The sequence below is a fragment of the Rufibacter aurantiacus genome (assembly GCF_017916345.1).
Taxonomy (GTDB): Bacteria; Bacteroidota; Bacteroidia; order Cytophagales; family Hymenobacteraceae; genus Nibribacter; species Nibribacter roseolus.
In genome coordinates this window covers 1-26,686 of record NZ_JAFMSV010000005.1, presented here as the reverse complement: position 1 = coordinate 26,686, position 26,686 = coordinate 1, and the positions used below count along the sequence as shown (strand labels likewise).

At 50.1% G+C, this 26,686-nt stretch carries 20 protein-coding genes and 1 rRNA gene; 5 read left to right on the top strand and 16 right to left on the bottom strand.

The genetic code is table 11. The annotated features are described in order from the left end of the window. Nucleotides 1-25: 25 nt before the first annotated feature. Nucleotides 26-3,265, bottom strand: a complete 3,240-nt coding sequence (locus J3P34_RS19215) for a SusC/RagA family TonB-linked outer membrane protein (RefSeq protein WP_210490256.1) — start codon at nt 3,263-3,265, stop codon at nt 26-28. Between the two features lie 1,230 nt (nt 3,266-4,495). On the opposite strand from J3P34_RS19215, the gene J3P34_RS19210 reads away from it, so the two are divergent. Beyond that, nucleotides 4,496-5,530, top strand: coding sequence for a LacI family DNA-binding transcriptional regulator (locus J3P34_RS19210; RefSeq protein ID WP_210490255.1), 1,035 nt, complete (start codon nt 4,496-4,498; stop codon nt 5,528-5,530). 22 nt (nt 5,531-5,552) lie between these two features. Here the strand turns inward: J3P34_RS19210 and J3P34_RS19205 are convergent, their stop codons facing one another. From J3P34_RS19205 to J3P34_RS19195, 3 genes are all read right to left on the bottom strand, one after another. Beyond that, nucleotides 5,553-6,335 carry a LytR/AlgR family response regulator transcription factor gene (locus tag J3P34_RS19205; RefSeq protein ID WP_210490254.1) on the bottom strand — a complete coding sequence of 261 codons (783 nt, stop codon included), beginning with the start codon at nt 6,333-6,335 and terminating at the stop codon, nt 5,553-5,555. Then, entirely contained in the window at nt 6,316-7,365 is a 1,050-nt protein-coding gene (locus J3P34_RS19200; protein ID WP_210490253.1) for a sensor histidine kinase, read from the bottom strand. The genes J3P34_RS19205 and J3P34_RS19200 overlap by 20 nt, the downstream gene beginning before the upstream one ends. A gap of 91 nt (nt 7,366-7,456) precedes the next feature. Then, nucleotides 7,457-7,984 (bottom strand): hypothetical protein, encoded by a 528-nt coding sequence (locus J3P34_RS19195; RefSeq protein WP_210490251.1) that lies wholly within the window; start codon nt 7,982-7,984, stop codon nt 7,457-7,459. 483 nt (nt 7,985-8,467) lie between these two features. On the opposite strand from J3P34_RS19195, the gene J3P34_RS19190 reads away from it, so the two are divergent. After that, entirely contained in the window at nt 8,468-8,638 is a 171-nt protein-coding gene (locus tag J3P34_RS19190) for a hypothetical protein (protein WP_210490250.1), read from the top strand. A 145-nt stretch (nt 8,639-8,783) separates the two neighbouring features. Here J3P34_RS19190 and pgl read toward each other — a convergent pair whose 3' ends face one another. The 3 genes from pgl to gndA all read right to left on the bottom strand — a co-directional run bounded on the left by pgl (nt 8,784) and on the right by gndA (nt 12,547). Then, nucleotides 8,784-9,506, bottom strand: coding sequence for a 6-phosphogluconolactonase (gene pgl, locus J3P34_RS19185; protein WP_210490249.1), 723 nt, complete (start codon nt 9,504-9,506; stop codon nt 8,784-8,786). Nucleotides 9,507-9,513: 7 nt separating this feature from the next. Next, nucleotides 9,514-11,028, bottom strand: coding sequence for a glucose-6-phosphate dehydrogenase (gene zwf / locus J3P34_RS19180; RefSeq protein WP_210490248.1), 1,515 nt, complete (start codon nt 11,026-11,028; stop codon nt 9,514-9,516). 100 nt (nt 11,029-11,128) lie between these two features. Further along, nucleotides 11,129-12,547, bottom strand: coding sequence for an NADP-dependent phosphogluconate dehydrogenase (gndA, locus tag J3P34_RS19175; RefSeq protein WP_210490247.1), 1,419 nt, complete (start codon nt 12,545-12,547; stop codon nt 11,129-11,131). 957 nt (nt 12,548-13,504) lie between these two features. Between gndA and J3P34_RS19170 the strand changes: the two genes are divergently transcribed. The 3 genes from J3P34_RS19170 to J3P34_RS19160 all read left to right on the top strand — a co-directional run bounded on the left by J3P34_RS19170 (nt 13,505) and on the right by J3P34_RS19160 (nt 19,106). Beyond that, complete coding sequence (locus J3P34_RS19170; protein WP_210490246.1) at nt 13,505-15,472, top strand: endo-1,4-beta-xylanase; 1,968 nt, start codon at nt 13,505-13,507, stop codon at nt 15,470-15,472. Between the two features lie 240 nt (nt 15,473-15,712). Further along, nucleotides 15,713-17,341: a T9SS type A sorting domain-containing protein gene (locus J3P34_RS19165; RefSeq protein WP_210490245.1), complete on the top strand. Its 1,629-nt coding sequence runs from the start codon at nt 15,713-15,715 to the stop codon at nt 17,339-17,341. A gap of 181 nt (nt 17,342-17,522) precedes the next feature. Then, on the top strand, nt 17,523-19,106 hold the full coding sequence (locus J3P34_RS19160; protein ID WP_210490243.1) for an endo-1,4-beta-xylanase: 1,584 nt from the start codon (nt 17,523-17,525) through the stop codon (nt 19,104-19,106). Nucleotides 19,107-19,452: 346 nt separating this feature from the next. Here the strand turns inward: J3P34_RS19160 and J3P34_RS19155 are convergent, their stop codons facing one another. From J3P34_RS19155 to rrf, 9 genes are all read right to left on the bottom strand, one after another. Beyond that, nucleotides 19,453-20,556, bottom strand: a complete 1,104-nt coding sequence (locus J3P34_RS19155; protein ID WP_210490241.1) for an FUSC family protein — start codon at nt 20,554-20,556, stop codon at nt 19,453-19,455. Between the two features lie 90 nt (nt 20,557-20,646). Continuing rightward, complete coding sequence (locus J3P34_RS19150) at nt 20,647-21,303, bottom strand: hypothetical protein (protein ID WP_210490240.1); 657 nt, start codon at nt 21,301-21,303, stop codon at nt 20,647-20,649. Between the two features lie 293 nt (nt 21,304-21,596). After that, on the bottom strand, nt 21,597-22,484 hold the full coding sequence (locus J3P34_RS19145) for a DUF5777 family beta-barrel protein (RefSeq protein WP_210490239.1): 888 nt from the start codon (nt 22,482-22,484) through the stop codon (nt 21,597-21,599). Nucleotides 22,485-22,489: 5 nt separating this feature from the next. Continuing rightward, the gene (locus J3P34_RS19140; protein WP_210490238.1) at nt 22,490-23,059 is read right to left on the bottom strand and encodes a YceI family protein; all 570 of its coding nucleotides are present in this window, start codon (nt 23,057-23,059) and stop codon (nt 22,490-22,492) included. A 14-nt stretch (nt 23,060-23,073) separates the two neighbouring features. Then, nucleotides 23,074-23,469: a c-type cytochrome domain-containing protein gene (locus J3P34_RS19135; RefSeq protein ID WP_210490237.1), complete on the bottom strand. Its 396-nt coding sequence runs from the start codon at nt 23,467-23,469 to the stop codon at nt 23,074-23,076. A gap of 69 nt (nt 23,470-23,538) precedes the next feature. Then, nucleotides 23,539-23,994 carry a CHRD domain-containing protein gene (locus J3P34_RS19130; RefSeq protein WP_210490236.1) on the bottom strand — a complete coding sequence of 152 codons (456 nt, stop codon included), beginning with the start codon at nt 23,992-23,994 and terminating at the stop codon, nt 23,539-23,541. Between the two features lie 113 nt (nt 23,995-24,107). Then, complete coding sequence (locus J3P34_RS19125; protein WP_210490235.1) at nt 24,108-25,526, bottom strand: porin family protein; 1,419 nt, start codon at nt 25,524-25,526, stop codon at nt 24,108-24,110. Next, nucleotides 25,519-26,085: an RNA polymerase sigma factor gene (locus J3P34_RS19120; protein ID WP_210490234.1), complete on the bottom strand. Its 567-nt coding sequence runs from the start codon at nt 26,083-26,085 to the stop codon at nt 25,519-25,521. The genes J3P34_RS19125 and J3P34_RS19120 overlap by 8 nt, the downstream gene beginning before the upstream one ends. 518 nt (nt 26,086-26,603) lie before the next feature. Continuing rightward, nucleotides 26,604-26,686, bottom strand: a 5S ribosomal RNA gene (rrf, locus tag J3P34_RS19115); the annotation flags it as partial.

Genomic DNA, 26,686 nt, shown 5'->3' with positions numbered 1-26,686 from the left:
TTTTATCTTTTTCATTTTCAGAAAATTAGAATTGGAGATTAAAGCCTAAAGAATAGACTGAAATGTTAGGGTATCTTGCTCCGTTTCTGGTGAGCAACTCAGGATCCCATAATTTGAAATTACTGAAGGTCAACAGGTTCACCCCTCTTAGATACACCCGGGCGTTTCCTATTCCTATTTTCCCAGAGATGGCACTGGGAATGGTGTACCCAATCTCAGCCGTTTTCAACCGCAGAAAGTCTACTTCTTTCAACCACCAGCTGCTGTACTGGTTATTGTTGTTGCTTCCATTCGCTCCTGATCCGTAAGACAATCTTGGGTAAAACGCATTAGGGTTGGGGTTATCCTCGGTCCAGCGGTCTAAAGCAATTTCATACAGGTTTTCTCCGCCGCCATCGCCACTGAAGGCTCTGATGCTGCGTCCTTCCAGCACAATATCAGCTTCGGCCTGGCCTTGAAAAAACAAACTGATATCCAGTCCTTTATACCCTAAGCTTGTCCCAAAACCATAAGTGAGCGCAGGCACATCTCCCTGACCTATTTTGGAAATGTCATTGGCATCAATGCGGCCATCACCGTTCAAATCTTTATACCGGATGTCGCCGGGCTGAACTCTGCCAAATTGAACGGGATACTGATCTCCGTCTTCTGGGGTGATGAACCCATCTTTGTTCACATCGTCTTCAAAGCTGTAAAGTCCCAGGGCGGTGTAGCCCCAGTTAGCCAATAAAGGCGCTCCCCTTCTTTCTAACCAAGGATAAAGCTGGGCAGGCTGGTCGTTCTCTATGATTTTATTTCTGTTGTAAGAAAAGGTGCCTCTAAAGCCCATGGAGAAATCCCCGATGTTCTTGTCGTAGTTGATAGAGCCATCAAAGCCTTTGTTTTCCACGATACCCAGGTTACCGGAAGGGATGGAGGTAAGCCCCACGTAGGCAGGCACGTCTCCTCTGGCCACAAAAGCACCTTCTCTACGGTCTTTGAACACATCGAAGATGATGCCCAGGCTGCTGTTGAAGGCGTTGATCTCAATACCAATGTCTTGCTTACGGGCCTCTACCCAGGTAACTGCCACACCATAGGTTTGCTCAATAATACCCCCAATTCCTGCTCTGTTTCTACCAAAAGTATATCCTCGGACATTATTGTCAGTAACATTTCCTAAGAAGGCAAATCTACCTGCCCCGGAATCAGAGCCTACTTTGCCATCGGTGTACCTAAGTTTCAGGAAATTAATGGTGTTGGACAATGGTTCGAAGAACTTCTCATTGGAGATTACCCAGCCCAATCCAAAGGCGGGAAAGAAGCCGTATCGGTTTGCAGGGTCAAAGTTCTCTGATCCGTTGTATCCAATATTCACCTCTGCAAAGTACCTGTCATCAAAGGAATAGGTCGCGCGGGAGGCTATACCTTCCGTTCTAAAAGGAATGGATTCGGTGAAATTGCCCGCAAAAGCATCTGAGTAGTCTGACCGGTTGCCTAATACCAACCCACTGATCCGGTGTTTGCCAAAGGCTCTGTCATAGTTCAGGGCGCCTTCCATGTAGAATCTTCTGTTACCACCGTTCATCCGGTCATAAGACAGAAAGTTCTGTCCTGAGAAGGTTGGCGCTGTGCCAAGGTTCAGGGTTCCATCCGGATTTCTTGGATTTACCGGATCTACAATCCAGGTGTCTTCCCGCTTGCTTCTTCTGATGAAATGCTGGTTGAAAGCATCAAAAGAGAACATGGCGGTGGCTGATAAACCTTCTGTTACCTTATCCAGCTTCTGCGTTAGTCTTAAGTTAGAGAAAAGCTGGTTCTTGTTTTCGTTCTGATATCCTCTCAGGGCCGCATCGGCGTAAGGGTTCCGGGACCCTCCGTTTGAGGTTCTGCCGGGCACAAACCCTCCTGGATACATCACGGGGTATTCTACCGGGCTGATCTCCAGTGCCGAGCTATAGATGGTGGCGGCATTTTCTGCCGGGTAATTACCAGTAGCGATGTAACCCTGGATGCCCAGGTCAACTTTGGTGGTCTTTGTAAGGTCCAGCGTCACATTAGAGGTGACATTGTAGCGGGTGAACCGGGTTGTGGCGTTATATTGGGCAATGGCATCTGTATTGAACAGTCCAGTTTCATCATAATACCCCAAAGACACATAGTACTTGGCCTGCGGAGAGCCCCCGCTCACGTTTAAGTTAGCATTGCGGTTTTTACCGCTTCGCTCAAACACTTCATCTAACCAGTTGACATCTGGGTAAACAAAAGGATCTTCGCCACTGGCCGTTTTATCAATGAACTCCTGACTGTACTTGGGGGTAGGAATGCTTCCGCCGGGCTCCCGCCGGGTGTAAATTGCCTCATTGGTGAGATTCATGTAATCTACGCCACCTATGAGTTTAGGAACCTTGGTGAATTGGGTGATGCCCTGGTTATAGTCAAACGTTACTCTGGGCTTTCCTTCCTCGCCTCTTTTGGTCATGATCAGGATTACCCCGTTCGCTCCTCTCACCCCATATACTGCTGTGGCGGAGGCGTCTTTCAGGATTGTGAATGACTCCACATCCTGGGGGTCAATGTTGTTCATGGACCGTTCTACCCCATCTACCAGCACCAGCGGAGCGCTGGAGCCACTTAAGGAGGCAATCCCCCTGATCCAGATATCGGCGCCGTCATAGCCTGGCTGCCCGGAACGCTGCACGCCGGTTACGCCCGCTACCCTACCTGCTAGCATGGTGCTGATGTTGGCAACCGGTTGGTCTAACTCTTTCACAGAAACCGAAGACTGGGCACCCACGTTGCTGATTTTTCGCTGGGTACCGTAAGCTACCACCACCACTTCATCCACTTTGGTCTGGTCCTCATCCAACACTATGTCAATGGATGCTTTCCCGCCAATGGCGATTTCTTTAGACAGATAACCGATATAAGAAACTACCAAGGTACCGCTTTCAGAGGGCGCGTTGATGGAATAGTTTCCGTTGACATCGGTGGTGGCGCCGATGGCGGTGCCTTTCACGCTCACGGAGGCCCCAATCAAAGGAGATCCGGTTTTATCGGTCACTTTGCCTTTTACCTGAAAATCAACCCTGGCCCCTGCTCTCGCCAGTTGTCGGGATTTCACGGCGAGTCCGGTATTCTTTTTAGAAGCCTTTTCTCCAATTGCCTGGGAGGGTACCGCACTACTCACAAAGCAGAATCCTGCCAGAACAACCTTGAGCCATAGCCCCCGATTTTTCTGGGTGTAACTGCTGAGCAGGAATTTTAAGGGTAAATCTCGTTTCATATGGTTCTTTTTATGTTGAGTATGGCTTAATTCTCCTTTAAGGTGATCTGGCTGTTTATTTCTGTTTTGCAAATCATATTGATAGGGCACCCTGTTTTGTCTATTCCCGTAACATTGCAAAGCGTCTTTTCACTCTAAACAAGTGGTAAATCGTTTTAGCAATTATTTAAAACAGGGATTCTATCTCAATCCATTGCATGATGTAAAATGTGTTTATATAACTTGTTGCGCATAGCAAATCCATCAAAGTTTAAAAGTTTATGCTGCTCTATATTCCCTGCCTTTTCCCTTATAAACTTTAATAATCTATATGCTAAAACCTTTTAGCTAGCAAGTGTTTGAAAAAGCCTTACCAGGAGTGGTTGTGAAAAATCTAAAATCTTGAAAGCTGTATTCTGTATGAAAACCGCAGAAGATTATCTGCGAGGAAAGTAAGAAAGAACTCTGAGATGGACTCACCAAAAACTTGGCTTTCCTCTTTCTAACCGTAAGACAGTAGGCAAAACATCCAAGTTGAAGAATTCCCATTATCCCTCAGGTGAGATGTCAAAAGAAAGGCGTGTCAAATTTCGCAATTCAAACGGCTTTTGCTCTCCTCTCTTTAACAATATGTTAAAAGAGCAAACATTATTTTTAAAAAGCAAGAAACGAACAAAAAAATATTTAATTCACTGAATATTGAATAGCAAGGCAACCATGCTCCTATTTCCGCCCATCTTTGTTATTTGCCGCAAAATGCCACAATGCAACCAATTCATTTTTCTACTCTAAATATCCAAAGACCATATAGATTCTATAGATAGATAATTAATACAGGTCTATGCCAAGTTAACTTCTGGAGCGATAAAGTCCAGCATACTGGTTTTATTGGCAAATGCGCTTAGGTACATTCTTTAACGTAGCTTTTTTTAAGCTCATTTTTCTCAAACAAGCTCCAAAACGCATGGCGTTGCCTCTCCTATTTTGAAAAGGTTATGCTATTGAATTCATTTCAGTTCTTGTGCCGGGTAGTATCCTTTCCTTTTTTGCTTAATTTCACTCGGCAGAAGAAGAAATGGTTTTATTTCTGGCCTGAGATTAGAATTGGCACCTCCCCTACTGCCTTGTTTGAATCAAAAGGTGGCTGGAACATTCCAGTTGGTCTGTCCCAAGCCAAGTACTGCTTTCCTATTGAGAGATGATCTCTGCACAGGCAAAAGCACCGGACCCGTTATTATATATTGAAAAAGGATGAAAAAGCGGCTTTCCATAAGAGACATCGCGCAACAACTGAATATCTCCATCACTACGGTCTCTTTCATCCTGAACGGGAAAGCCAAAGAAAAGCGGATAAGTGAGCACGTCACGGAGCGGGTATTGAAGTTGGTAGAAGAACTTGATTACAAGCCCAACCAGATTGCCCGAAGCCTGAGAACCGGCAAATCAAAGATCATCTGCCTCATGGTAGAGAACATCTCCAATGATTTCTTTTCCAGCGTGGCCCGGCACATAGAAGAGAATGCCTTTGAGCAGGGCTACAAGATCATTTACTGCAGCACAGAGAACAAGCCCGAGAAAACGCGCGAACTGATCAAGATGTTCAGAGAGCGGAATATTGACGGCTACATCATCTCTCCCCCGGAGGGTATAAAGGAGGACATCCAGTCTTTACTCGAGGATAACCTGCCGGTAGTGTTGTTTGACCGTCTTATCCCCGGCCTCCAGACAAACCACGTCATGATTGACAATTTCAACGCTACCTACACCGCGGTAAACCATCTGGTGGAACAGGGCCACAAGAATATTGCCTTCGTTACCCTTGACTCTAACCAGACCCAGATGAAAGACCGTCTGGGCGGCTATACCAGTGCCATCAAGGAACACCACCTGAAAACGTATATCCAGATGGTAGCCTATGAAGAATCCGCAGAGAAACACCTTGACGTTTTCGCGGCGTTTTTGAAGAAACACCAGGAAATTGACAGTGTGCTGTTCGCCACGAACTACCTGGCCACCGCCGGCATTGAGGCGCTGAATAAACTAGGCCTGCAGATTCCCGCAGATGTGGCCATAGTTGCCTTTGATGATCTGGACTTCTTCAGAATCTACCAGCCCTCTATCACCGCCATTGCCCAACCTATTGAAGAGATGTCCAAAAACCTCATAGACATTATCCTGAAGAAGCTGGAAGGATTACCTGAGCCGGAAAACCGATCTGAGGTAGTGTTGCCTACCACATTGATTGTAAGAAGTTCTTCTGGCCGGAGCCAGCCTAAATCCTCCTGAATGGCTAGCGTTAAAACGAGGGCTACTCCCCTAACCACGCCCTGAATTCCATAGCCTTCTCGCGGCTGATCATGATCTCTTCCTCAGGATCTGGCGTCAGGCTGATTTTCAGTTTGGCGTTCAGTTCCTGGCTTACCTTGGCTATTGCCGCGAAGTTAACGATGAACTGCCTATTAGCCCGGAAAAAGTCTTTAGGGTTGAGCAACCGCTCCAACTCTTCCATAGTGAAATCAACCTGAAAACACCGGCTATCTTTGGTACGGAGGAAACTCACCTTTTCCTTCGTGAAGAAATAGGCTACTTCCTGGCAGATGACGGGGAACATGCGTTGCCCTTGTTTGACCAGAATGCGATCGCGGTAAAGGTCTGTAACTGGGGTGCGCTGCTGGTTTATTTCCTGCAACAGGGCTTCAATATTCACCAGGTTCGGCGCTTTGTTGGTGAACACCTTTTTCATGTTCCTGAGCTTGAGCAGGCTTCTTTGCAGCTCTTTTTCCTGAATGGGTTTTAAAAGGTAATCCACGCTGTTGAGCCGGAAAGCTTTGATGGCATGCTCATCATAGGCGGTGGTGAAAATCACGGGGCAGGAAACGTCTAACTGCGCGAAAATCTCGAAGCTTTGCCCATCACTGAGTTCAATATCCAGCAGCAACAAATCCGGGGCGGGATTTGCTTGGAGCCATTGCACGGTGGAAGCCACGCTGCCCAGTACGGACTCTATCTTGCTCCCAGGCTCCAGGGCTTCCACCATCTTCCGCAGCCGCCGCGCCGCAATGGCCTCGTCTTCAACGATGAGAATACGCATACTGCCTGGGGCTTATCAATGGAATCTGGATTCTGAAAACGGCATCGGTCTCCTGGATGGAAATCTCAGATTGGTTCAATAAATGGTACTTGGCCGCCACGTTCACCAAACCCATTTTGTTGGAAGGCACCGTGGCTTTGCGCTTCTGCAGGTTATTCTCCACCACCAGGTGGCTGGCATCTTGGGCGTAAATGCTGATGCGCAGCGGCGAGGCCTCTGAAATAATATTATGTTTCACGGCATTCTCCACCAGGATCTGCAGCGTGAGCGGCGGTAAAAGAAAGGCTTTCAGGTCAGGGGACAAGTCAATCTCCAGGGACACGCCCTTTTCAAACCGGGTTTGCAGCAGGTAAAAGTAGGCCTCAATAAAGGCCAGTTCCTGCTCCAGGGAAATAAGCTCCTTCTCATTGCTCTGCAGCAGGTACCGGTAGATGTGCGAGAGTTCATCCACGAACCGAAGGGCCCGCTTGGGGTCTTCCTCAATGAGCCCAGAGAGGGAGTTAAGGCTGTTAAACAGGAAATGCGGGCTCACCTGGTTCTTCAGGGACTCCAGCTGACTCTGCAGGTTTCTTTTCTTCAACTCCTCGGTTAGCCTCAGCGATTCTTTCCACTGCTCCAGGTAGTAGGCAGACTCGTAGGCGATGGCAATCAGCTGGCAGAAAAACAAGGTCATGCCTATGCTGTAGAGATAGCTGTAGAGGTTCAGGTCCGCAGGGTTCCAGAAGCCCAGTTGGGACTCTATCCAGACGTGCCAGCTCCCCACCACCACCGAGAGGATCACCAAAGCCGCCGCTAACCACAGGAGCCGGGGTTTTAAACCTTTCAGTCCTTTGAACTTGGAGCGGGTAACCCTAATGGCCATGCGCGTGCCTTCCCACATTACCCAGGTAAACAGCAACTGCCACAACAGCACCTTAACCACCGACTCCTGTCCCTGCGTGATCCGCTGCAGGTAAAAGAACAAAAAGAGAATGAGGTTCTGGATGAGCATGCCTGCTATCCTAAGCCTGGTATCGTGTAGTTTCTCCATTTAGGGCTGCTTCCGGGAGTAAAATCGCGTCTCTTAATTTAAGCAAAGTTTCCCAGATTCAGCCCCTAAACGCCGCGGCATACCTGAACAGTCAGGCCAGCTGCATTTCCTGTCCCAACTCTACCAAGGCCGGCTTCCGGGTGAAGATTCCTTTCCGGAGGGCGACATACACTAGCAGCATAATCGCCCCCGAGGTCATCACGGGCAGCAAACTAAGTGGATTGAATGGGAACAAGGGAAGGCTGATCAAAATCTGCAGGCAGCATGCTTTCACCAAATTCCGGAAGCGCTGCTCTTTTCCCAGGCAGATCTGTTTTACGCTCCTGAACAGATACCCATTAATGATGGCCAGCAGAACCCCGAATTGGATAAGGGTATAGAAACGCATGTCATAGACAAACGTGCCGGCCCGCATCTTTATCAACGCCACGGCAGTCACTGCAATGAGGTGCGCGCAGATATTGAGCAAGGTATACTGGGCCAGAAAAACCAGGAGAAAAGAGAATACCATCCCCTTCTTGCCCAATGGTTTGCCCCGGTGGATGACATAGGTAAAGGTGGCGCTAAAAAACACCGTCACCACTAGTATAATGCTGTCGATAAGCTGGGTTTCTAACATGGCTCTTTAACTGGTTAAATGGTTCTAGTTCAGATTATTCTTGATTTCTTCTGCCTGATGAATTAAAAATAGGAGTTAGAAAAGGACCATAAAACCTCGTTTTACCCAAGTGTCAGAAATAGGCGCTGAACCGTCAAAGGCCATATCTGAAGGGAAAGATGCCCCACCATAGGGAAGTGATTAGCTGGATAGATACACCTAATGGAGCATGCTCGTGGTGCGGAAACCCACCCCTACCCCTTCCAGGAGGGGAATCTCCTGCTTTGGGTTCACAGGCTCCAGTCTAAGATACGCCAGTTATAATCTAGCCCTTGGCTCACCTATAAAGTCTTTAGTTCGTCTATGAAGTCTCTGGTTCAAGTTTTCAACTTGGACCTACCATGGGCTGAAGTTTTCAACTTCAGTGAGGCGACAGCCTCAAGAAGGGTTTTATGGATTAAGCCTTTCCAGGTTTCTACCAGGGAGAAAAGCCCAGAGTACAGGATGAAACGAATCTACTCTGTGGAGGGAAGTACAACAACCACGGGTTTTCTGCTTCAGGCAATGGAAGGTTGTGTTAATATCAAGCTTCGTTTCTACTCTCTTTTTCTGAAAACAGCTGCAAAACAAAAAGCCCCAGCTATACGCCAGGGCTTTATTTTTATTCAATGGTAAGCATTTTGCTTTCGCCTTCAGGTATTCCTCCGCAGGATGGTTCCCGTTAGAGTTTTATCCAGTTTCAAGTCCGATTTCAAAAATAATACGACTTAAAAAAAACCGGCACTCACTCACTCACTCACTCACTCACTCACTCACTCACTCACTCACTTAGCAAACTTGCGGCGGCTTTATCCACGAGCCAGAGGGTTTCTCCCCGGGCCGGCTGGATGAGTTGGGAAGGGTACTGCTCCGGGTTCCGGTCGCCTTCCAGGACTTCACGCAGGGCTTTGGCTTTCTTCTCTCCGAAGGTCATGAACACGATCTTTTTGGCCTGGTTGATACAAGGCGCCGTCAAGGTGATGCGGTACATGGATTGGGGCTCCAGGTAATAGGCCTTTACAAGCCGCTCCGTCTCATGAAGCACGGGCGTGCCCGGGAACAGCGAGGCGGTATGGCCATCGTCGCCCATGCCTAGCAGAATAAGGTCAAACCTTGGTGCCTGTCCATTGAAGTGGTTTAGGAGCCGTTTTTCGTAAATCAGGGAAAAATCCTCGGGGGATTGCTCTCCCCACATGGGAAAGATATGGCTCTTGGAAATGGGCACGTGGTGCAAGAGCGTTTCAAAGGCCATCCTGGCGTTGCTGCGGTCATCGGTGAGATTCACCCAGCGCTCATCTCCCCAGAAAACGTAGGTTTTATCCCAGGGTACCAGCTCGCGGTAAGGAGATTGGGCCAGCAATTTATACAGTTGCTCCGGTGAGGAGCCGCCCGTGAGGGCCACAGTGAAGCGCCCATGCTCCTGCACAGCCTCCTGCGCACTCTGCACAAAAATCTCCACCGCTTCTTTGCTTAGTTGAGCGGTAGATTCAAACACCTTGATCATGGTACCTCTATTTTTGGGTGTTGTAGTAATTGGTTACGGTCCAGGTATGACCGTCCCGAGCGATAAGAGCCTCAGCGTTTTCGGGGCCCCACATGCCAGCGGGATAGTTGGGAAACTCCAAGGACGGGCGTGATTCCCAAGTCTCCAGGATAGGCATTACCACCTCCCAGGCAGCCTCTACCTGGTCAGAGCGCATAAACAGGGTGGCATCTCCTTGCAAGGCATCAAGCAGCAGGGTCTCATAGGCCTCAGGCGTTTGGGTAGAGCAATTGTCGTAGTCAAACACCATCTCGGCGGGGGTAAGCTGCATTTCCAGACCCGGGCGTTTGGCCGTAAACCGCAGCCTGATGTCCATCTGGGGCTGGATGTTGATGATTAAGCGGTTTGGCAGCAGGCTCTCGGCCATGGTGCTGGAGAAAGTGGAGTGCGGCACCGGTCTGAACTGCACGGTAATGGAAGAGGTCTTTTCCTGCATCCTTTTACCGGTACGCAGGTAAAACGGTACGCCCTGCCACCGCCAGTTGTCCAGGTAAAACTTTACGGCTGCGTAGGTCTCGGTATTGGAACCAGGGTTCACGCCTTCTTCTTCGCGGTAGCCGGGCACTTTCTTGCCTTGCTGCCACCCCGGTCCATACTGGCCCCTTACTGCATAGCGGGTCACCTGTTCATGGGTCAAAGGCCGGATAGCCCGCAGCACATCGGCCTTGCGATTCCTGATTTCCTCGGCCTCAAAAGACACCGGCGGCTCCATGGCCACCATGCACAGAAGTTGCAGCAGGTGGTTCTGGATCATGTCACGCAGGGCCCCGGCTCCCTCATAGTAGCCGCCCCGGTCTTCCACGCCTACTTCCTCGGCCACGCTGATCTGCACGTAATCAATGTAGTTCCGGTTCCAGAGGGGTTCAAACAGGGCATTGGCAAACCTAAAGGCCAGGATGTTCTGCACTGTCTCTTTACCCAGGTAATGGTCTATCCTGAAGATCTGGCTTTCCTGAAAGTGCTGCGTTAGCAGTTTGTTCAGGCTGCGGGCCGTTTCCAGATCTTTCCCGAAGGGCTTCTCCACGATAATGTGGTCCTTCTCCACATCACTGGCTAACTGGGCATTGTGCAGATTAACCGTCACCGCTTCAATGAACTGAGGCGCCACCGATAAGTAGAACAACCGGTTGGCGCGCAGGCCCCAGGCATGGTCCAGCGCATCCATTTTCTCGGCTAGCCGCTTGTAGGCCGCAGGGTCGTTGATGTCTGAGCGCAGGTAGGAAATGTTCCCGTTGAACGCTTCCCAGCTTTTCTTCTCTGGTTGGCCGGTACGGGAGAATTCAGTTAAGCCTTCGTATAAATGGGTGCGGTAGTCAGGATCACTGAACTCAGATCGCCCTAACCCGATGATCGCAAACTCCTCTGGAAGCCAGCCAGCCAGGGATAGGTTATAGAAGGCCGGTAACAGTTTGCGCTTCGTTAAATCGCCAGTCCCGCCAAAAATGACCACAATGGTAGGAACTGCTTTATTAACTGGTTTCATAATGGTTTACTTTTATTCACTTCTCCCGAACCCTTACATGAGGCATAAGTTTCCGGGGCATTTGCTTCAAAACTGTGGTAAACGAATGGACAGGCTTAACTTAATCCCACTGGGTATGGAAAATTCCGGGCTGGTCTATGCGCTCATAGGTATGGGCCCCGAAATAATCGCGCTGCGCCTGAATCAGGTTGGTGGGCAAGGTGGCGCTGCGGTAAGTATCAAAATAAGACAGGGAGGCCATGAACCCGGGCACCGGAATGCCTTTGTCAATGGCGGTTTTCACGATGGTGCGCATGTCTTCGTGGCGCTTGAGCAGCTCGCCGCCAATAGCAGGATCCAGGAGCAGGTTAGGTAAGCCGGGGTTAGCGGCAAAGGCTCTCCGGATATCCTCCAGGCAGGCGGCTCTGATGATACAGCCCCCGCGCCAGATTTTGGCTACTTCCTCCAGTTCCAGTTCATAGTTGTAGGTGGCCGAGGCTACGCGCAACTGCACCAGGCCTTGGGCATATGTGACCAGCATGGCAAAGTAGAAGGCGTTTCTCAGGCGGTTCTCTACCGCGTACCAATCCTCAGAGTTGCTTCCTTGCGTGGAAGGGATGTCCAGCGCCTGGGCTGCCTGCACCCGCTCGTCCTTGTACGCCGACATATCGCGCATGGTCACGGCAATGTCCACGGTAGGCAGCGGCACTTGCAGGTCCATGGCGTTCTGGGAGGTCCACTTGCCGGTTCCTTTCTGGCGGGCCCGGTCAGAGATCAGGTTCACCAGGGGCTGCCCGGTGGTCTCGTCTTTTTTCTTCAGGATCTGGCCCGTGATCTCCACCAGGAAGGACTGCACCTCGCTGCCGTTCCACTCCTCAAACATCCGCTGGGCTTCCTCGTCAGAATTACCCAGGCCGCGCTTGAGCAAATCGTATGTCTCGGCGATGAGTTGCATAATGCCGTACTCAATGCCGTTGTGCACCATCTTCACGTAGTTGCCCGCCGAGCCGTTGCCCAAGTAAGCCACGCAAGGCTCGCCGTCCACTTTGGCAGCAATCGCCTCAAACACCGGCCGCAGCCGCTCATAGGCCTGGCGGTCGCCGCCCGGCATCATGCTTGGGCCGAAACGCGCGCCTTTCTCCCCACCTGATACACCCATCCCGAAGAAATGGATCTTGTGCTTCTCCAGCTCCACCACGCGGCGGTCGGTATCGGGGAAATAGGAGTTGCCGCCGTCAATGACAATGTCGCCTTCCTCCAGGTGGGGCAGCAGGCTGGCAATGGCCGCATCCACCGCTTTACCGGCGGGCACCAGCAACATCACCGCCCGCGGTTTCTGCAAAGAACCCACGAACTCCTCAATGGAAGTGGTGCCTTTCACGTTTTTACCGGCCTCGGCCTCTTTCTCCAGCGCCGATGCTTTGGCCGGGTCCAGGTCCAGCCCTACTACCGAGAAGCCATGGTCTGCTATATTCAAAAGTAAGTTCCGGCCCATCACGCCTAAGCCTACCATTCCGAAGTCAAATTCCATGTTGGTCATGTCTGTTTTTGCCTTGTTTAAGAAACGAGATACTGATTTACACGGCTAAACTTACTCTTATTTCTCTAAAAGTCACCGCAACGGACTTCTATTCCTTTCATGAAGTTTTGCCAGGCCGGAAAAAAACAAAGCTGAAAAACGCTTCAGGTGCCTGATTAGGAAAGATTTAAGGAAGGGTTTTATCAAGATGTGGCACTTTCTTGTTTTGAGCTCTTTTTACTAAAAAGGGCCCCAAACAAGCCGAAGATTATCTACTTCATAATTCCACCTGAATACCCCACCAGAAGATATTCTGTAAAGCAAAACTGTTTTCCTTTTTGGAGAAAGGTTTACAAGGTTCTTCCTCTAAAAAAATCATTCTACCTTCTAATTTACATTCCACATATTTCATAAGAATGGCTTGTAAATTAAGAGGCAATAAATGTCAATTTAACAACAATAAAGATTCTAATTAGGGCACCTAAGTTGGAACATGCTGAAAAATAAAACTTTAGCCAATCATTGCCACAGTTAAGAATTTACCTTTATATTGGCGTTTAAATGCTTATTTGTTAAAAACAGACCTAAAATAGATAACTTAAATACTTATTTTTAAAAACACTGAGTTATCTATTACCATTTATTTAAAGCTTACGTATATGGGCAGAATTATTCATTCTAGTAACATACCTAGCTGAGTCTCTTCCGGGGATTTAGCGAAAACAACCTTCTGCAGCTCGTGCTTCTGCTCTTTTTCTTTAAGCAGCCGATTTGCATTTCCAGCATACAACAGTACCCCAATTGCTTACCCTTTCACCTAGAAATTCTTATCTGGTTGTTCTTTAAGAACGCTATTTCAAAGGTTCTTCAGGCAGTTTTCTGGGTTGGGAAATTACGCTTCGCTTTCCTTTTAGATTTTCATTTCCCTTCCTGTAGACAGGAGGTTTGCTATATTTTTTCACCCCTAAAAAATAATGTATGCTGAAAATCTTTACCCCTCACAGGGCATGTTCCCTGTTGCTTCTTCTTCTCATTTTGGGCACTCCCCTGCTTTCCCGGGCCCAGTTGGCCAAAGGAAAGCCCAAGTTCCTGGGCAATGTCATTGACCGTTTTGTACCCGGCAACTTCAGTTCTTACTGGAACCAGGTAACCCCGGCCAACGCCGGTAAATGGGGGGTGGTGGAAGGCACCAGAAACGTCATGAACTGGGCCGATCTGGACATGGTCTACAATTACGCCGCCTCCAAGAACATCCCTTTCAAAGCGCATACTCTGGTGTGGGGCATGCAGGAACCCGCTTGGGTCAGCAGCCTTACCCCCGCCGAGCAGGCGGCCGAGCTGGAGGAATGGTTTCAACTCTTCAGCCAGCGCTACCCTAACACTCAGATGATTGATGTGGTGAACGAACCGCTGCACGTGACGCCTTCGTTTATCAATGCCATCGGTGGCACTGGCGCCACGGGCTGGGATTGGGTCATTTGGTCGTTCCAGAAAGCGCGCCAGTACTTCCCCAATGCCAAGCTGATCCTCAACGATTACAGCATCCTGGGCAACACCACCAACACCTCCAACTACATCAAAATCATCAACCTGCTCAAAGCCAGAAACCTGATTGACGGCATCGGGGTGCAGGGTCACGGGTTGGAGTATGCGCAGTCTACCAAAATCACCAGCAGTTTGAACAGCCTGCAACAGACCGGTGTGCCCATCTACGTGACGGAACTAGACCTGGAGCACGCCGATGACGCGACCCAACTGGGCATGTACCAGCGCGTTTTCCCACTACTGTATGAGCATCCGGGCGTAACGGCGGTCACGTTGTGGGGCTACCTGGCCGGGGAGATCTGGAAACCTAACGCCTATCTGTTAGGCAAGACCTCCACCATAGGCACGGCTACCCTTTCCACTACTTTCCAGGATTACACGTTCAGCGGCTCGGGCAAGCTGCAGGTACACCTCACCAATGACCACCTGGACAATGCCCGCGACATGGAGATTGACTACATCACCGTGAACGGAGTCACTTACCAGGCCGAGGACATGGCGGTAAACACCGGCGTCTGGACCGGGAAATGCGGCGGCTCTTACAGCCAAATGCTCCATTGCGACGGCTACATTGAGTTCCCAGCTGGTTCCGGCACCATTACTGTACGGGCCAGAGGCACCACCGGCGCCGAGACCATGGAAGTACGCACCATAGAAGACGTGACGGAGCGCGCTGCCCTGGCCTGGCTCAAAAATACTTACTTCAATGCCAACGATGGCACTGTGTCAGAGGTCCTCGCCGAGGCGGAAGTTGGCTTGTTGGGCGGCACCAACGTGGCCAGCACCAGAACAGGCTTCAGCGCCACCGGGTATGTCACCGGTTTTGACGCCTCCGGGGATTATGTGGAGATGAACGTAAACCTGGCCGCGGCCGGATCTTTCCCACTGGTGATCAGGTACGCGGCAGATGCTTCCGTAGCCCGGTCCATCAAAGTCAACGGTACGGTGGTGAAGAAAAACCTGAGTTTCCCTGCTTCTGCCACCTTCACCAATGTGCAGTTCAACACCAGTTTCCTGGCCGGTAAAAACACCATCCGGATTTATGTGGAACGGGGTGCCACGGGCGGTGGCGACATTGACTACGTGAAGGTAAGCGGCGCCAAACCGGCGGGTAGCACCCTAAGAATAGCCGGATTTCAGGACCAACCACCAAAAGGATTAGGCATTTATCCTAACCCAGCCCAGGGCGGTACTTTCAAGGTAGACCTGAGATCGCTCGCATCCGCGGAAAACCTGAGCGTGCAGGTGGTGAATGTGCAGGGCCAAGTGGTGTACAGCCAGAGGCTAAACCAGCAGGAGGAAACTGAACTACACACGAACCTGCGGGCAGGCCTCTACCTGGTGCGGCTTACCCAGGGCCAGAAAATAGTATCCCAGCAGAAACTCGTCATCAGGAATTAACCACCATGACCAGCGCCATGCCTTTTACCTTTTTGGCCTGTTTTCCCAAAAATAGGCCAAAAGCGCAAAAGGCTGGATACGCTTCCAGAGGCTTTTTAAAGTCTCTATGCTGCTAGTACCGCCATTACATCACTCACTCTTAAACCTCTTTCCCACATGTTTACCAGCAAGCCACCTTAACCAGAAAGCTCCTTCCGGAAATTCCTAACAAACCATCATTCATCCTTAAAGACAAAGTATATGAATAGAATTCTATTAAAGTTTTTATCAGTTTTTATTCTCTCCATTCTGATCGCGCCCTCGGCCTTTGCGGCGTTAGCGCTGTCTCCCATCTTCGGGTCTGACATGGTGCTGCAGCGTGGCACCTCGGTACCGGTTTTCGGGACGACCAATCCTGGGGCTTCGGTGACGGTCCAGTTTCAGTCCCAGAACGTATCTGGCGTGGCCGATGCCAGCGGAAAGTGGCGCGTGAACCTGGCCAGCATGACGGCTAGCACCGCTCCCAGCTCCATGGTGGTGACCTCCGGCACAGAGAGAGTTATCCTTACCGGAGTGCAGGTGGGTGAGGTTTGGTTGTGCAGCGGCCAATCAAACATGGGGTTTCCGTTGAGCAACGCCGATGACAGCGCGCCTGCCATTGCCAGTGCCGGAAACCACAACATCCGCCTGTTCCGGATGACTGCCGGGAGCGGTCCTGCCACCACTACCTGGAAAGTATCCAACTCCAGTACCGTGGGCAGTTTCTCAGCTGTGGGCTACTGGATGGGTCTGGAATTGTCCTTGTTCCTGAAAAACGTGCCCATTGGCTTAATTCAGGCCACCCACGACGGAACTGCCATTGAAAACTGGCAACACACCAGCGGCGGTACCGGGGTAGACTACGATGCTATGGTAAAGTCCATTCAACCCTACGCCGTGAAAGGCGTGGCCTGGTACCAGGGAGAAAGCAACGGCGGCGACACTGACTACAAAACCAAACTGACCAATATGCTGCGGGAGTGGCGCGCAGACTGGGGCCAAACCAGCCTTCCCTTCGGGATTATCCAGCTGGCTTACCGCTCTGGCTGGAACACGGCCCGCAATGCCCAATTAGAAGTGGCAGACACTGAACCAAGCTGCTTCCTGGTAACCATCAGAGACCTTCCGGGTGGTTCCCTGCACCCACCGGTGAAGAAACCGGTAGGCATCCGTACCGCCATCGGGGTCAGAGGCCTGCTGTACGGCGACAACATTCCTTTCTCTGCTCCCGTGCGCGACATTCCCAACTCTTACGTATCGGGTAACAAGATCATCCTGAACTGGAAATACCTGGGCAACGGCCTGTTCACAAGCGACGGCGCGGCACCAGGTACCTTCTCGGTAGCCACAGCCACTGGCCAGTTTAAAACCGCTACTGCGGTGATTGTGGGCAATACCGTTGAGATCACCAGCCCCGTGGCCAACGCCACCAGGGTACAGTACTCTTACAGCAGCGTAGGTAACCTGTACAGCCGGGTGAGCATTCCAACTGAGGGCGGCGCCTCTACCGTTGACCGCCTGAAGGTTTCTGAATTCCAGATTACGGTTGGTCCTAAATTGGCCGCCACCACCACCTCGGCAGTAACCGCCTCTGAGCTTAGAAATGCCGGAGTAGCAGTGTATCCTAACCCATCTTCCAGAGGTCAGTTCAGCATCAGTCTGGGTGGTCATAAAACAGACAGCAAACTGTCGGTGCAGATCAGTGATTTGCTGGGTCGAGTGGTGTACAGAAAAATGGAGACCGCCGGAGAAACCCTGCAGGTGAACAGCAACCTGAAACCCGGAACTTACCTGCTGCAGGTGAGAGACAATTCGCAGGTCCTGGTTAAAAAACAACTCGTGATCCAATAGGCCATACCAAAAACCAGAAAGTTATTGGCTAACCCCGTAACTTTCTGGTTTTTTCCTTTACCTACAAAGAGGCCCTGTTCCTGAAAATATTTTTATGCAAACGTTGGCATGATACTACTCATTTAACCTTCCTTTTGCGTATCTTCAGGCTAAACTAGCTTTTAATCTCCAGCCTTTTCACATGACAAAACCTTTACTCTCCCTTTTCCTTTTTGTGCTCACCCTAGTGTCTTTGCAGGCGCAGGGCCAGACCAACACCCCTCCTTCCAGCGTGATCACCGCGCCCCACAACAATGCCTACTTTCAGGAAGGGAAATCCATGACCATTCTGGTGTACGCGAGTGACATAGGAGGAACCGCTGCCAACGGTACCGTGAGCAAAGTGGAGTTCTTCAACGGCGGCACCAAACTGGGCGAGGCGACCACCGGTACCAATAACACCTATACCTTCGTGTGGAGCCCCTTGGTGGCCGGCACCTATACCCTCACCGCCAAAGCCACCGATAACCAGAACCTGGTTAGTACTTCTGCCGGGGTAAAGGTAACAGTGGGGACCGATGCCGCCCCAAGCTATGGCCTGAGTGCCTGCAAAGGGAAATACCTGGGTAACATCATTGCGGGGAACATCCCTTCCAATTACAAGCAACTCTGGAACGGCATCACCGCTGAGAACAACACCAAGTGGGGCTCAGTGGAAGCTACCCGTGATGTCATGAACTGGAACGGCGCTGATATAGCGTACAACCAGGCCAAAAACAACCACCTGATGTTTCGCTACCATGTATTTGCCTGGGGCAGCCAGTTCCCCCTTTGGGCCATCAACTCCAGCAACAACCTCCTGCTTTCGCCCGCCGAGTTCCAGGAAGAGATGGAGGAATACATTGCCGCCGCGGCTGCCCGCTATGGCGAAGGAATTGACCAGATAGACGTGCTCAATGAGAATCTGAGAACCCATGCTCCCGCTACCCAGGCGTTCAAAACCGGCCTGGGCGGAGGAGGCGCCACCGGCCATGACTGGATTATCTGGATGTTCACCAAAGCGCGCCAGTACTTCCCCAACGCCAAACTCATTTTAAACGACTACGGCCTGGAAAACGACCAGCCGGCCATTAATGAGCAGTTGCAGATCATCAAGTTGCTGCGCGACCGAAACCTCATTGACGGATTCGGGACGCAGGCCCACGAGTTCAACATCAACACCCTTTCGGCTGCGCAACTGAAATCCTCCCTGGACCTGATGGCCAGGGCCGGGGTACCCATTTACGTCACTGAGTTGGATATCTCCGGCAATGACAATACCCAGAGCACAAGATACCAAACCCTGTTCCCGGTGTACTGGGAGCACCCGGCGGTAGGGGGCATCACCCTGTGGGGTTATGAGGCAGGGAAAACCTGGAAAACAGATACCAACCTGCTGAACAGCTCTGGGCAGGACCGTCCGGCCATGACCTGGCTAAGGCAGTATATGGCCGTCCGCGCCGATGTAGGTTATCCTTTCTGCACCCAGGCTCCGCTGGTGACCGGTATTGACGATGAAGTAAATACCCTACAATCGGCTCCTTACCCTAACCCATTCCGGAAGGTCTTCACGTACCAGATGGCCGGCCGGTTCAGCTACCAGATTTACAGCAGCACCGGCGCCCTGCTGGATTCCGGCACCGCCACAGAAAAAGTTACCCTTGGGGAAAATCTACCACAAGGCCTGTACATCCTGAGAGTAAGCCAGCGCGATACGGTTAAAGCCTACAGGCTCGTAAAAAACTAAACGGGCATTTCTGTTTAGTAAGCCAACGGGAAAATCATTTCTCACAGGCTTTATAAGAACAGCGCCAGAAAAGCACCGCATTAGGTTCTTTTCTGGCGCTGTTCTTATTTATGGCATAATGGTTTAGACGAAAAAGCAGTAGCCGTTTATTACCTGTTTTCCTGAAACCAAGCCTAAAATAGAAATATCGGTACAGATCGAATCACCCCAATTTGGGAGCAGTTCCAGAAAGGCCAACCCATCAGAAAGGTAGGGGCAATCCCTTGTAGTTGCCCTTTGCTTTTTCTTTTAGTTTTGAAGCTGTTTTGCAAAAAACCGGCTAAAAATGGATTCAGGGCTTATTGCCTCAAAGGTCTTCTGAGATTGGCGCTGGTTCAGCTTTAGGAGCCAGGATGAGTTTTGGTTGGGTCTCGGAAACAATGCGGCCTAGATCTGTGAGGATGCTGCCAATGTCGCGGAGGGTAGCCAGTGAGCTGATGTTGTGGAGGCTGTCCAGGCAACGGGCTTGCTCGGCCTGGGCCTTTTTGATGGCATCTTCTAACGTGCGCATATTCTCGTCTGAGGCATGGATGGTTACCGCGGCATAAGCCGAGATACATTGGGCTGTGGCTTCCATGGCCAGTTTCAGTTGGTCAATGTATACCTGCTCCTGGGCTAAATGCTGGTCCAACTGAATGTCCGCGAGGCTTCTCCTGATGCCCCTGATCTGGATGGTGATGCTTTCCAGTTGGATGATGCTTTCAGTGAGTTGGTTCAACCGCTCTCGTTTGTGGGTCAAGAGCGGGTTGTATTTGAGGCTTTGCTCGGCCAGCGCGTGGGCCTTCCGGCATGCCTCGGCCTCCTTGATAAGAGCGTCCACCTCAGAACGGCCGGTCTTTCGGCCCGAACCTATGTTGTCCAGCAGCGCCGCCAAACTGGTTAATGTCACCGCCGAAAGGTTTCCGTAGGTAAGGATGCTGCGCTCTACCTCAGGCACGGCATTTCGGGGCACAATGAGGGCGTTGATCAGAACCGCGATCACGGACCCCAAGATTGTTTCAATGATCCGCTCCACGGCGTAGCCCTCCCGCATCTGCCCGAAGGCAAGCACCAAAAGCGAACTGATGGCCACTTGCGAGATGATCTGCGGGTTCATGCGCAGGGCTTTGGCAATGGCCATGCCGATAAGAATGATAAAGAAGATGGAGATGGCCCCAATCTGAAACCAATGCCCCAGCAGCATGCTCACCAGCACCCCGCCAATAATCCCGATGATGCGTTGCGTGGCCTTGTCCACGGAATCGGCTACGGTTACCTGCACAGTGATGATGGCGGCTACCGCGGCAAAATACGGGTACGGGGAATGCAGCAGGCTGCTGGCCACAAACCAGGACAAAGCCGCCGCAAAGGCTGTCTTCGTTATCTGTAAAGTCAGGCCTAACCTCTCCAATATGTCCACTACTTTGTTCACGGGTTCTGCTAATGGCTTAATAAAATAGGACCTCTGCTGCCCCTAAGGTAAAGTGTTTGCCTTGTAATCAAACCTATTTAGGCAATTACCTCAGCGTTGGCGGCGGTATCCAAACCCAAACAGGGTATGCAGGGCAATGTTGGGCACCGTGGCAGATCCGCCACCAGCCAGTGGCATTCTGGCCCAGGCCGCGGTAAGTTTAGCCTCCGGCCGAAAAAACCAGTGTTCGGCCACCCCTAACCTTGGACCCACCGCCGCCTGCAAACAAAGCCCCGAGATATGGTAGCCGCCGCCCAGCAAACTTTTCACCGGATTGATGTCCTTTCCCCGGATGCGCCCCTCTGGGTGACCAATCACCAGCCCTAAGCCAACCCTGAACATCGTGGCCGAGCCAACGGAGGGTATAACCCGGCTCACCATGGCCAGGTTATACCCATGCGATACCTCAAAACGCTCAATCTCTGAGGGCGAGTTTTCTAAGTAAACTTTATGGTGTACCAGCTCAGCGCTCCAGTTGTTATAGCCTACCCTATAGGCATAGTAAGGTGATCCGGTCCAGGGGCGGGTGTGGTAACGGGCGGTGAACCGGATGTCTGGCTCATCGGGCTGCCTGATGGTGAGCCTGGTGGGCAGGCTCCAGGATGTTCCCGCGAACACCTCGGCGCTTAGCCCTTGCGCCAACGCTTGGTAACTGCCCGTCATAAATAGCAGAGACAATCCAAGACTCACACCAATTCTCATCCGCATCTCCGGTTTCATAACAATGGATACCAGAGTAATTAACGGTACCGCAGGCTTTCCGTTGGACAAACTCTGGCGATACTTGCTGAGCTCTTGCCATTATTAAGTATTCCAGATGAAGGCTGCACCTAAAGGGAAGTCATCACACCGGTATGTGTATTAGGTTCTTACCTAAGGTTGTCTTGTTTTTGCCTCAATTTTTATAAAATCGGCCTTGAAACTGAAGATAGAAGCAGAATTTGACAGGCGAAAAAAAGCCCCCGAATATCGGGGGCCCTTTCCAGTGAATAACCTTTACATCACCATTCACGCTTTTCCTTTCCCAGGTTGAATACCCGGGAAATATTGAATCCGAAATAGATATCGCCGGTGTTCCAGCCCCCCACGTTTTTTGGGATGAAGAATTTCTCAATCATGCCCTGCGAGTTGGTGAACATCAGCTGGAAGACGTGCCCTCCGGTTTCAATGTCAAAACCCATGGATAGACTGTTCTTGTAGGTATCAGCCACGTCGCCGGGCAACAGATAGAAGTACTCGGCATTGAAAGAGGTCCTTTTGGTCAATTTGAACCTGCCGCCTGCGCCCAAGGCGTAGACGTTGGTTTCCCCGCCTCCGGTTTCCACCAGATTTCTGTGCACCATGGTAGGGGCAAGTTGCAGAGAAAGCCTTTCTGTGAACTTACGGGCCACTAGTAGCTGGTAACTGTAGGTTAACCGGTGGGCAAACTCATAGTTTGCCTCATTCTCGGGCCAGTCCAGGGTTTTTAAGGCGGTGCTGGCAAAAGCAGTGATGGTTACCGGTGAACCGCCCACGGCCTGTTGCAGGGCTTTGTATTTAAGGAATCCGTCAAAGGTTTTCTCCAGGGAGCTTCTTCCTACCCCTATTGTGAACCTATTGGTGACGCCATACTCCAAGGCCAGCCGGATGGTAGACTGATCCAAACCCCAGAAGTTGTAGGCGCCGCTGTTGAGCGTACCAAACCTATGCGAGATGAGGAACAGCAAGGTACCCCCCCCGTTGGTTTCCACGGTGTGCCCATTGATGAGCCGGGTGGCTTTGAAGGTGGCGCTGACTTTCTCCTTTTTGGCACTGTCAGAGGCTTCGGCCAGTTTAAGGAGATCATCCTGGGCGAAAGCCGCAGAACTTACCCAAACGGAGAGAAAAGCCACCAAAAAGATTATCATCATGTCTTTCATAGGCTCTTCTCCACGTAAGGTACATAAACCACATTCACTGTAATATCAATGCGCTTGGCAATGTGGTCTTTCACCAGGAACGGGATCTCAATGTTGAATTCCTGCGGGGTGACGGAGAACGTTGACTTGCCCACCAGTTGCCTGCCTTTTACCTCCAAAGTGCCATCGGTACGCACGGGCCTTTCCACTCCGTGGATGGTTAACACTCCCTCAATCAAAACCTTGTAAAGGTTATCGTGCGCCAGGTCCACGCTCTGCATGTTCACCACTTTTCCTTTGAAGGAGGCTTTAGGGTACTTGTCTGACTCCACGTAGTTCTCATTGAAGTGCTCCTGCATGAGTGATTTCCTGAACTGGAAGGATTTCATAGGCACGGAGAACACCATTTCCCCGGTTTTCACTTCCAGAAAAGAAACCACCTGTTTGGTGCTGGCCTCAATATCTTCCAGCGGCGCTTTGGAGAAGAAAGAGATAAAGCCGGTGCGGGTAAAGTACTTTGATTGGCCGGAGACCGGAACCAGCCCTATCCAAAGCACAGTGCCCAGTATGAGTATGGACTTTAACATGGCTATTGGTATGACTAGTTATTGGGCGCTCCAGCGCTTACCCACTTCTGGATTTTGGCAATGTTGCAGTCAGAGAGTTTGGGGCCATTCTTGGGCATTGCCGGAAACCCACTGGCGTGCGTGATCACCCCTATTAACTTACCATTGTCGGCCACGGCCTTCACCCGTGCATACGTATCCAGAATCATTCCGCCTTCGGCCTGAGAAGCGCTATGGCAGGAAAGACAGTTGGTACTGATAATCCCAGACACCGTAGACGAATAGGTGACATTATTGGTGTCACATTGCTGCGGCTGCGGATTATTGGGGTTATTGGGCGTTATTTCTTCTTCTTTATCATCTTTACAGGCCGCAAACAGGGCCACAGACAAAGTGAAGGCCATTAAACTGAGGCGAAGATTCTTTTTCATATACTGGACAGCTAAGGGTTGAAGGGAAAAAGTAAAAGGGTTAGTATCTTAAGGCGTAAGGGCAAGTCTTTACTCCTGGACAACCTGCCCCCTGAGCTCGCCGGCGGGGTAAGCAGCGCTGTGGATGTTCACGTACCATTTACCGGCGAGTAAATCGGCTTCCTGGTCAGCGGTCAAGGCCGGAGTCTGGTCGTTGATAGGGCTGGTCCAAGGGGAAGAGCCAATAGGAAAGACTACTCCGCCGGGCACCCCAGGCTCTCCTTTGTGAAAGTGCATATTGGTTGGGGTAATCCCCATATGCGTAATGGTGTAGGTCAGGATTTTGGTGTTTCTGTTATAGGACCCGGAGAATGTACCCATGGCACTAGAGTTATTGGGCGGCGTTTCTTCATCCCCAGTGAGGTCAGCATCCTCGAACTGGACAATGTTGCTTGGCTGGTCATCATCGTCATCGCTGCTGCAGCTACCCAAGGCAAAAGACAGAGATACTAGGAGGCCAAGGGCCAGCTTTGAAAAGGTGTTCATGGTCTTCATAAGGTTAATGGTTAGGGAAAACATTAGTTTGGAAAAGTAAGGGCAAAGGCATACCACCCAGCACATTTTAGCCTGTGCTGCCTAGAAGGTCATTCTGGATTATTCTATGGTTTGAGTTTGATCCTATATCCTGCCGAAAAGAAAACTCCGGCACTTGTCAGTTTCACTTTACCATCCCCTATCCCTCCGTAAGGGATCTTCACAAACGGCTCCACACCGAAGGAAAAAACCGGTGATATTGTGCGGCTATACATCAGGGAAACATTCTGCACTTTAAACCAGTGCTGATTTTCGTTGCTCACTTCATTGTGGTAAGGATAATACCCTCCCGAGGTGTATTTTTCACTAAGCATGAGGTAACTAGAGAGTCCGGCCTGAATTGCTAGTGTATTTTTCTCGTTGCCGAATAACCTGTACTGCAGGTTTATGGGAATATCAATCACTTTACAAGTTGCGTCTACTGGCTCAGTATAGGTGTACCCGTTAGAGAAATAATAATCATCTGCGTTTGCGCTGTACATCTTGTTAGCCCACACCACCCCACTTACCAAGCTTAACTTATGGGTCAGCGGCACCCCCAACAATATTCCCGCATTCGCACTTACCGCGTCTGGGTTCTTAAACTTAACCGTAGTAACATCTGGAGCCACGGCCAATGCTACCTGGATATAGCTGAGAAAGGCTGGAGTACTTTTTTGCGGCCCTGCCCCCTCCATTGGAACTTCTGAATTCTGGGAATTAGGGGCTGAGTCCAAAGAAATCAACTGCAGGGTTAAATTTACCGGGCTTACTCGAGGAGCAATTGATATCGCCCTATGTTCTAGTAATTCTAAGGTTGCTTTTTCCTCGTCCAAACCATTTTCATCTGCAATGGTCATGGTAGATCGTCTTATACCTAGGGCTAAGTTACTTTCCCTTCCTACAGAACCAGAAGAAATTTTGCTTTCTCTTCTAGACCTTGGTTCCCTTGGCCTCCAACTTTCTTTTTGTTTATGGTCTCGTCCTAGACCAATAGCCACAGGAACCTTCAAACCTGAGTTGCCTTCTTTTCTTCCTTTCTCTTCCTGGTGTTTTCCGAAAACTTTATTGATAGGTACTTCTCCTATTACCTCTATTGAGGAAGCTGTTTTTGAATCGCTTGCTACTTGAGAGTTTGATTCCGCTGTAATAGTTTCTGTGTCATTTAAGCTGGGGATACTTTCAACTTCCTGCTGTTTCTGTTTTTTCTGGGATTTTGCTTCTAAGGCCTCTGTTTCTTTGATTTGGGCTAATTCTTGTTTTTGCTGTGTTTTTGAAAAAGTAGGTTCAAAATCTATTTCCGACTTATCTACCAACTGGTAAATGGTTACCAAGCTGATTAATAATACAAGACTTACAAAAGGGTAAAATCTTCTGAACCATCTGTGGCGCACCTGCACCTTCTCCAACTTCTGGTCCATAGCCGCCCAGGCCTCCGGATCAAAAGGAGGATCGAAGTTTTCCGCGGATGCCTTGAATAAGCGATCCAGCTCTTCGTCAGACATATTGTTCAAGTTCATCTACTCTGCTTTTTTTTAAAATTTCCCTCAGGTTAGCACGGGCTTTAGAGAGGTTAGACTTAGAGGTACCGGAAGAGATTCCCAGTATTTCCGCTATCTCCTCATGATTATAGCCATCTATCACATACAGGTTGAAAACAGCTTTATAGGCAGGAGACAGTTGCTGAATTAAACTAATCAGGTACTCGTAATTCAGATTGCCTACAATATCAGCTCCATCAGCCACGGGAGAAGCATCCTCCAGATCAGCCCCATGATAATGCTTCAGGTTGTGCCGATAGTTATCCAAGGCCGTATTAATCATAATCCGACGAACCCACCCTTTAAAGGGCTTATTCTGATCGTACTGCTTTAACTTGGTAAATACTTTCATGAACCCATCGTTCAGAACTTCCTTCGCTTCTTCGTCATCTTTGGAATACCGTACACATATGCTCATAGCATAGCCATAGAAATGCTGATACAGCTTTCTTTGTGCTTCCCGGTTATTTTGCAAACAACCCTTGAGCAACTCTTCTACAACTTTGCTATCAGTATCAATCACTGGTTCCGATTTTGCGTACCCATCACGACTATTTCAGATGAAGCGTTGCCTACGATTATAAAAATTTAGCGAAATATTTTCATATATTCACTTGAGCATTGTTTTGGGTGAAAAGAAAGCAGGATTGTTTTTAAATGAGACGAGATTATCAGAAAGACCCAGGAAAGTATTCCAAGAGAATTTTGATGGAATTAACTTAAAACAACAAAGGAGGCGATTGCCTCCTTTGTTGTTTTAAGTTATATATGTAGTGGGTATAATTTGCAGGAATTAGAAGTTGAGTTTGTAAACCTATTTGGATAAACCTATACGTTTGGGACTGGTTTCTAGAAAAGAGGCAAAAAAAGAAATACAGAAGAAAACAGACCTTAAAGAGTAGAATACTGTCATAAGCGGTAGAAGCACCTGATTATCCTAACACAATATTCTAAATTGGAAAGGCCTTCCTTTCCCCCTGTGATCCCCTGTAAACGCAGAGAACCCCATCCTGCAGCAGCAGAACGGGGTTCCAAAGGTGGGGTTGGCGGCTACCTACTCTCCCGCGTGTGACCGCAGTACCATCGGCTCGGCGGGGCTTAACTTCTCTGTTCGGAATGGGAAG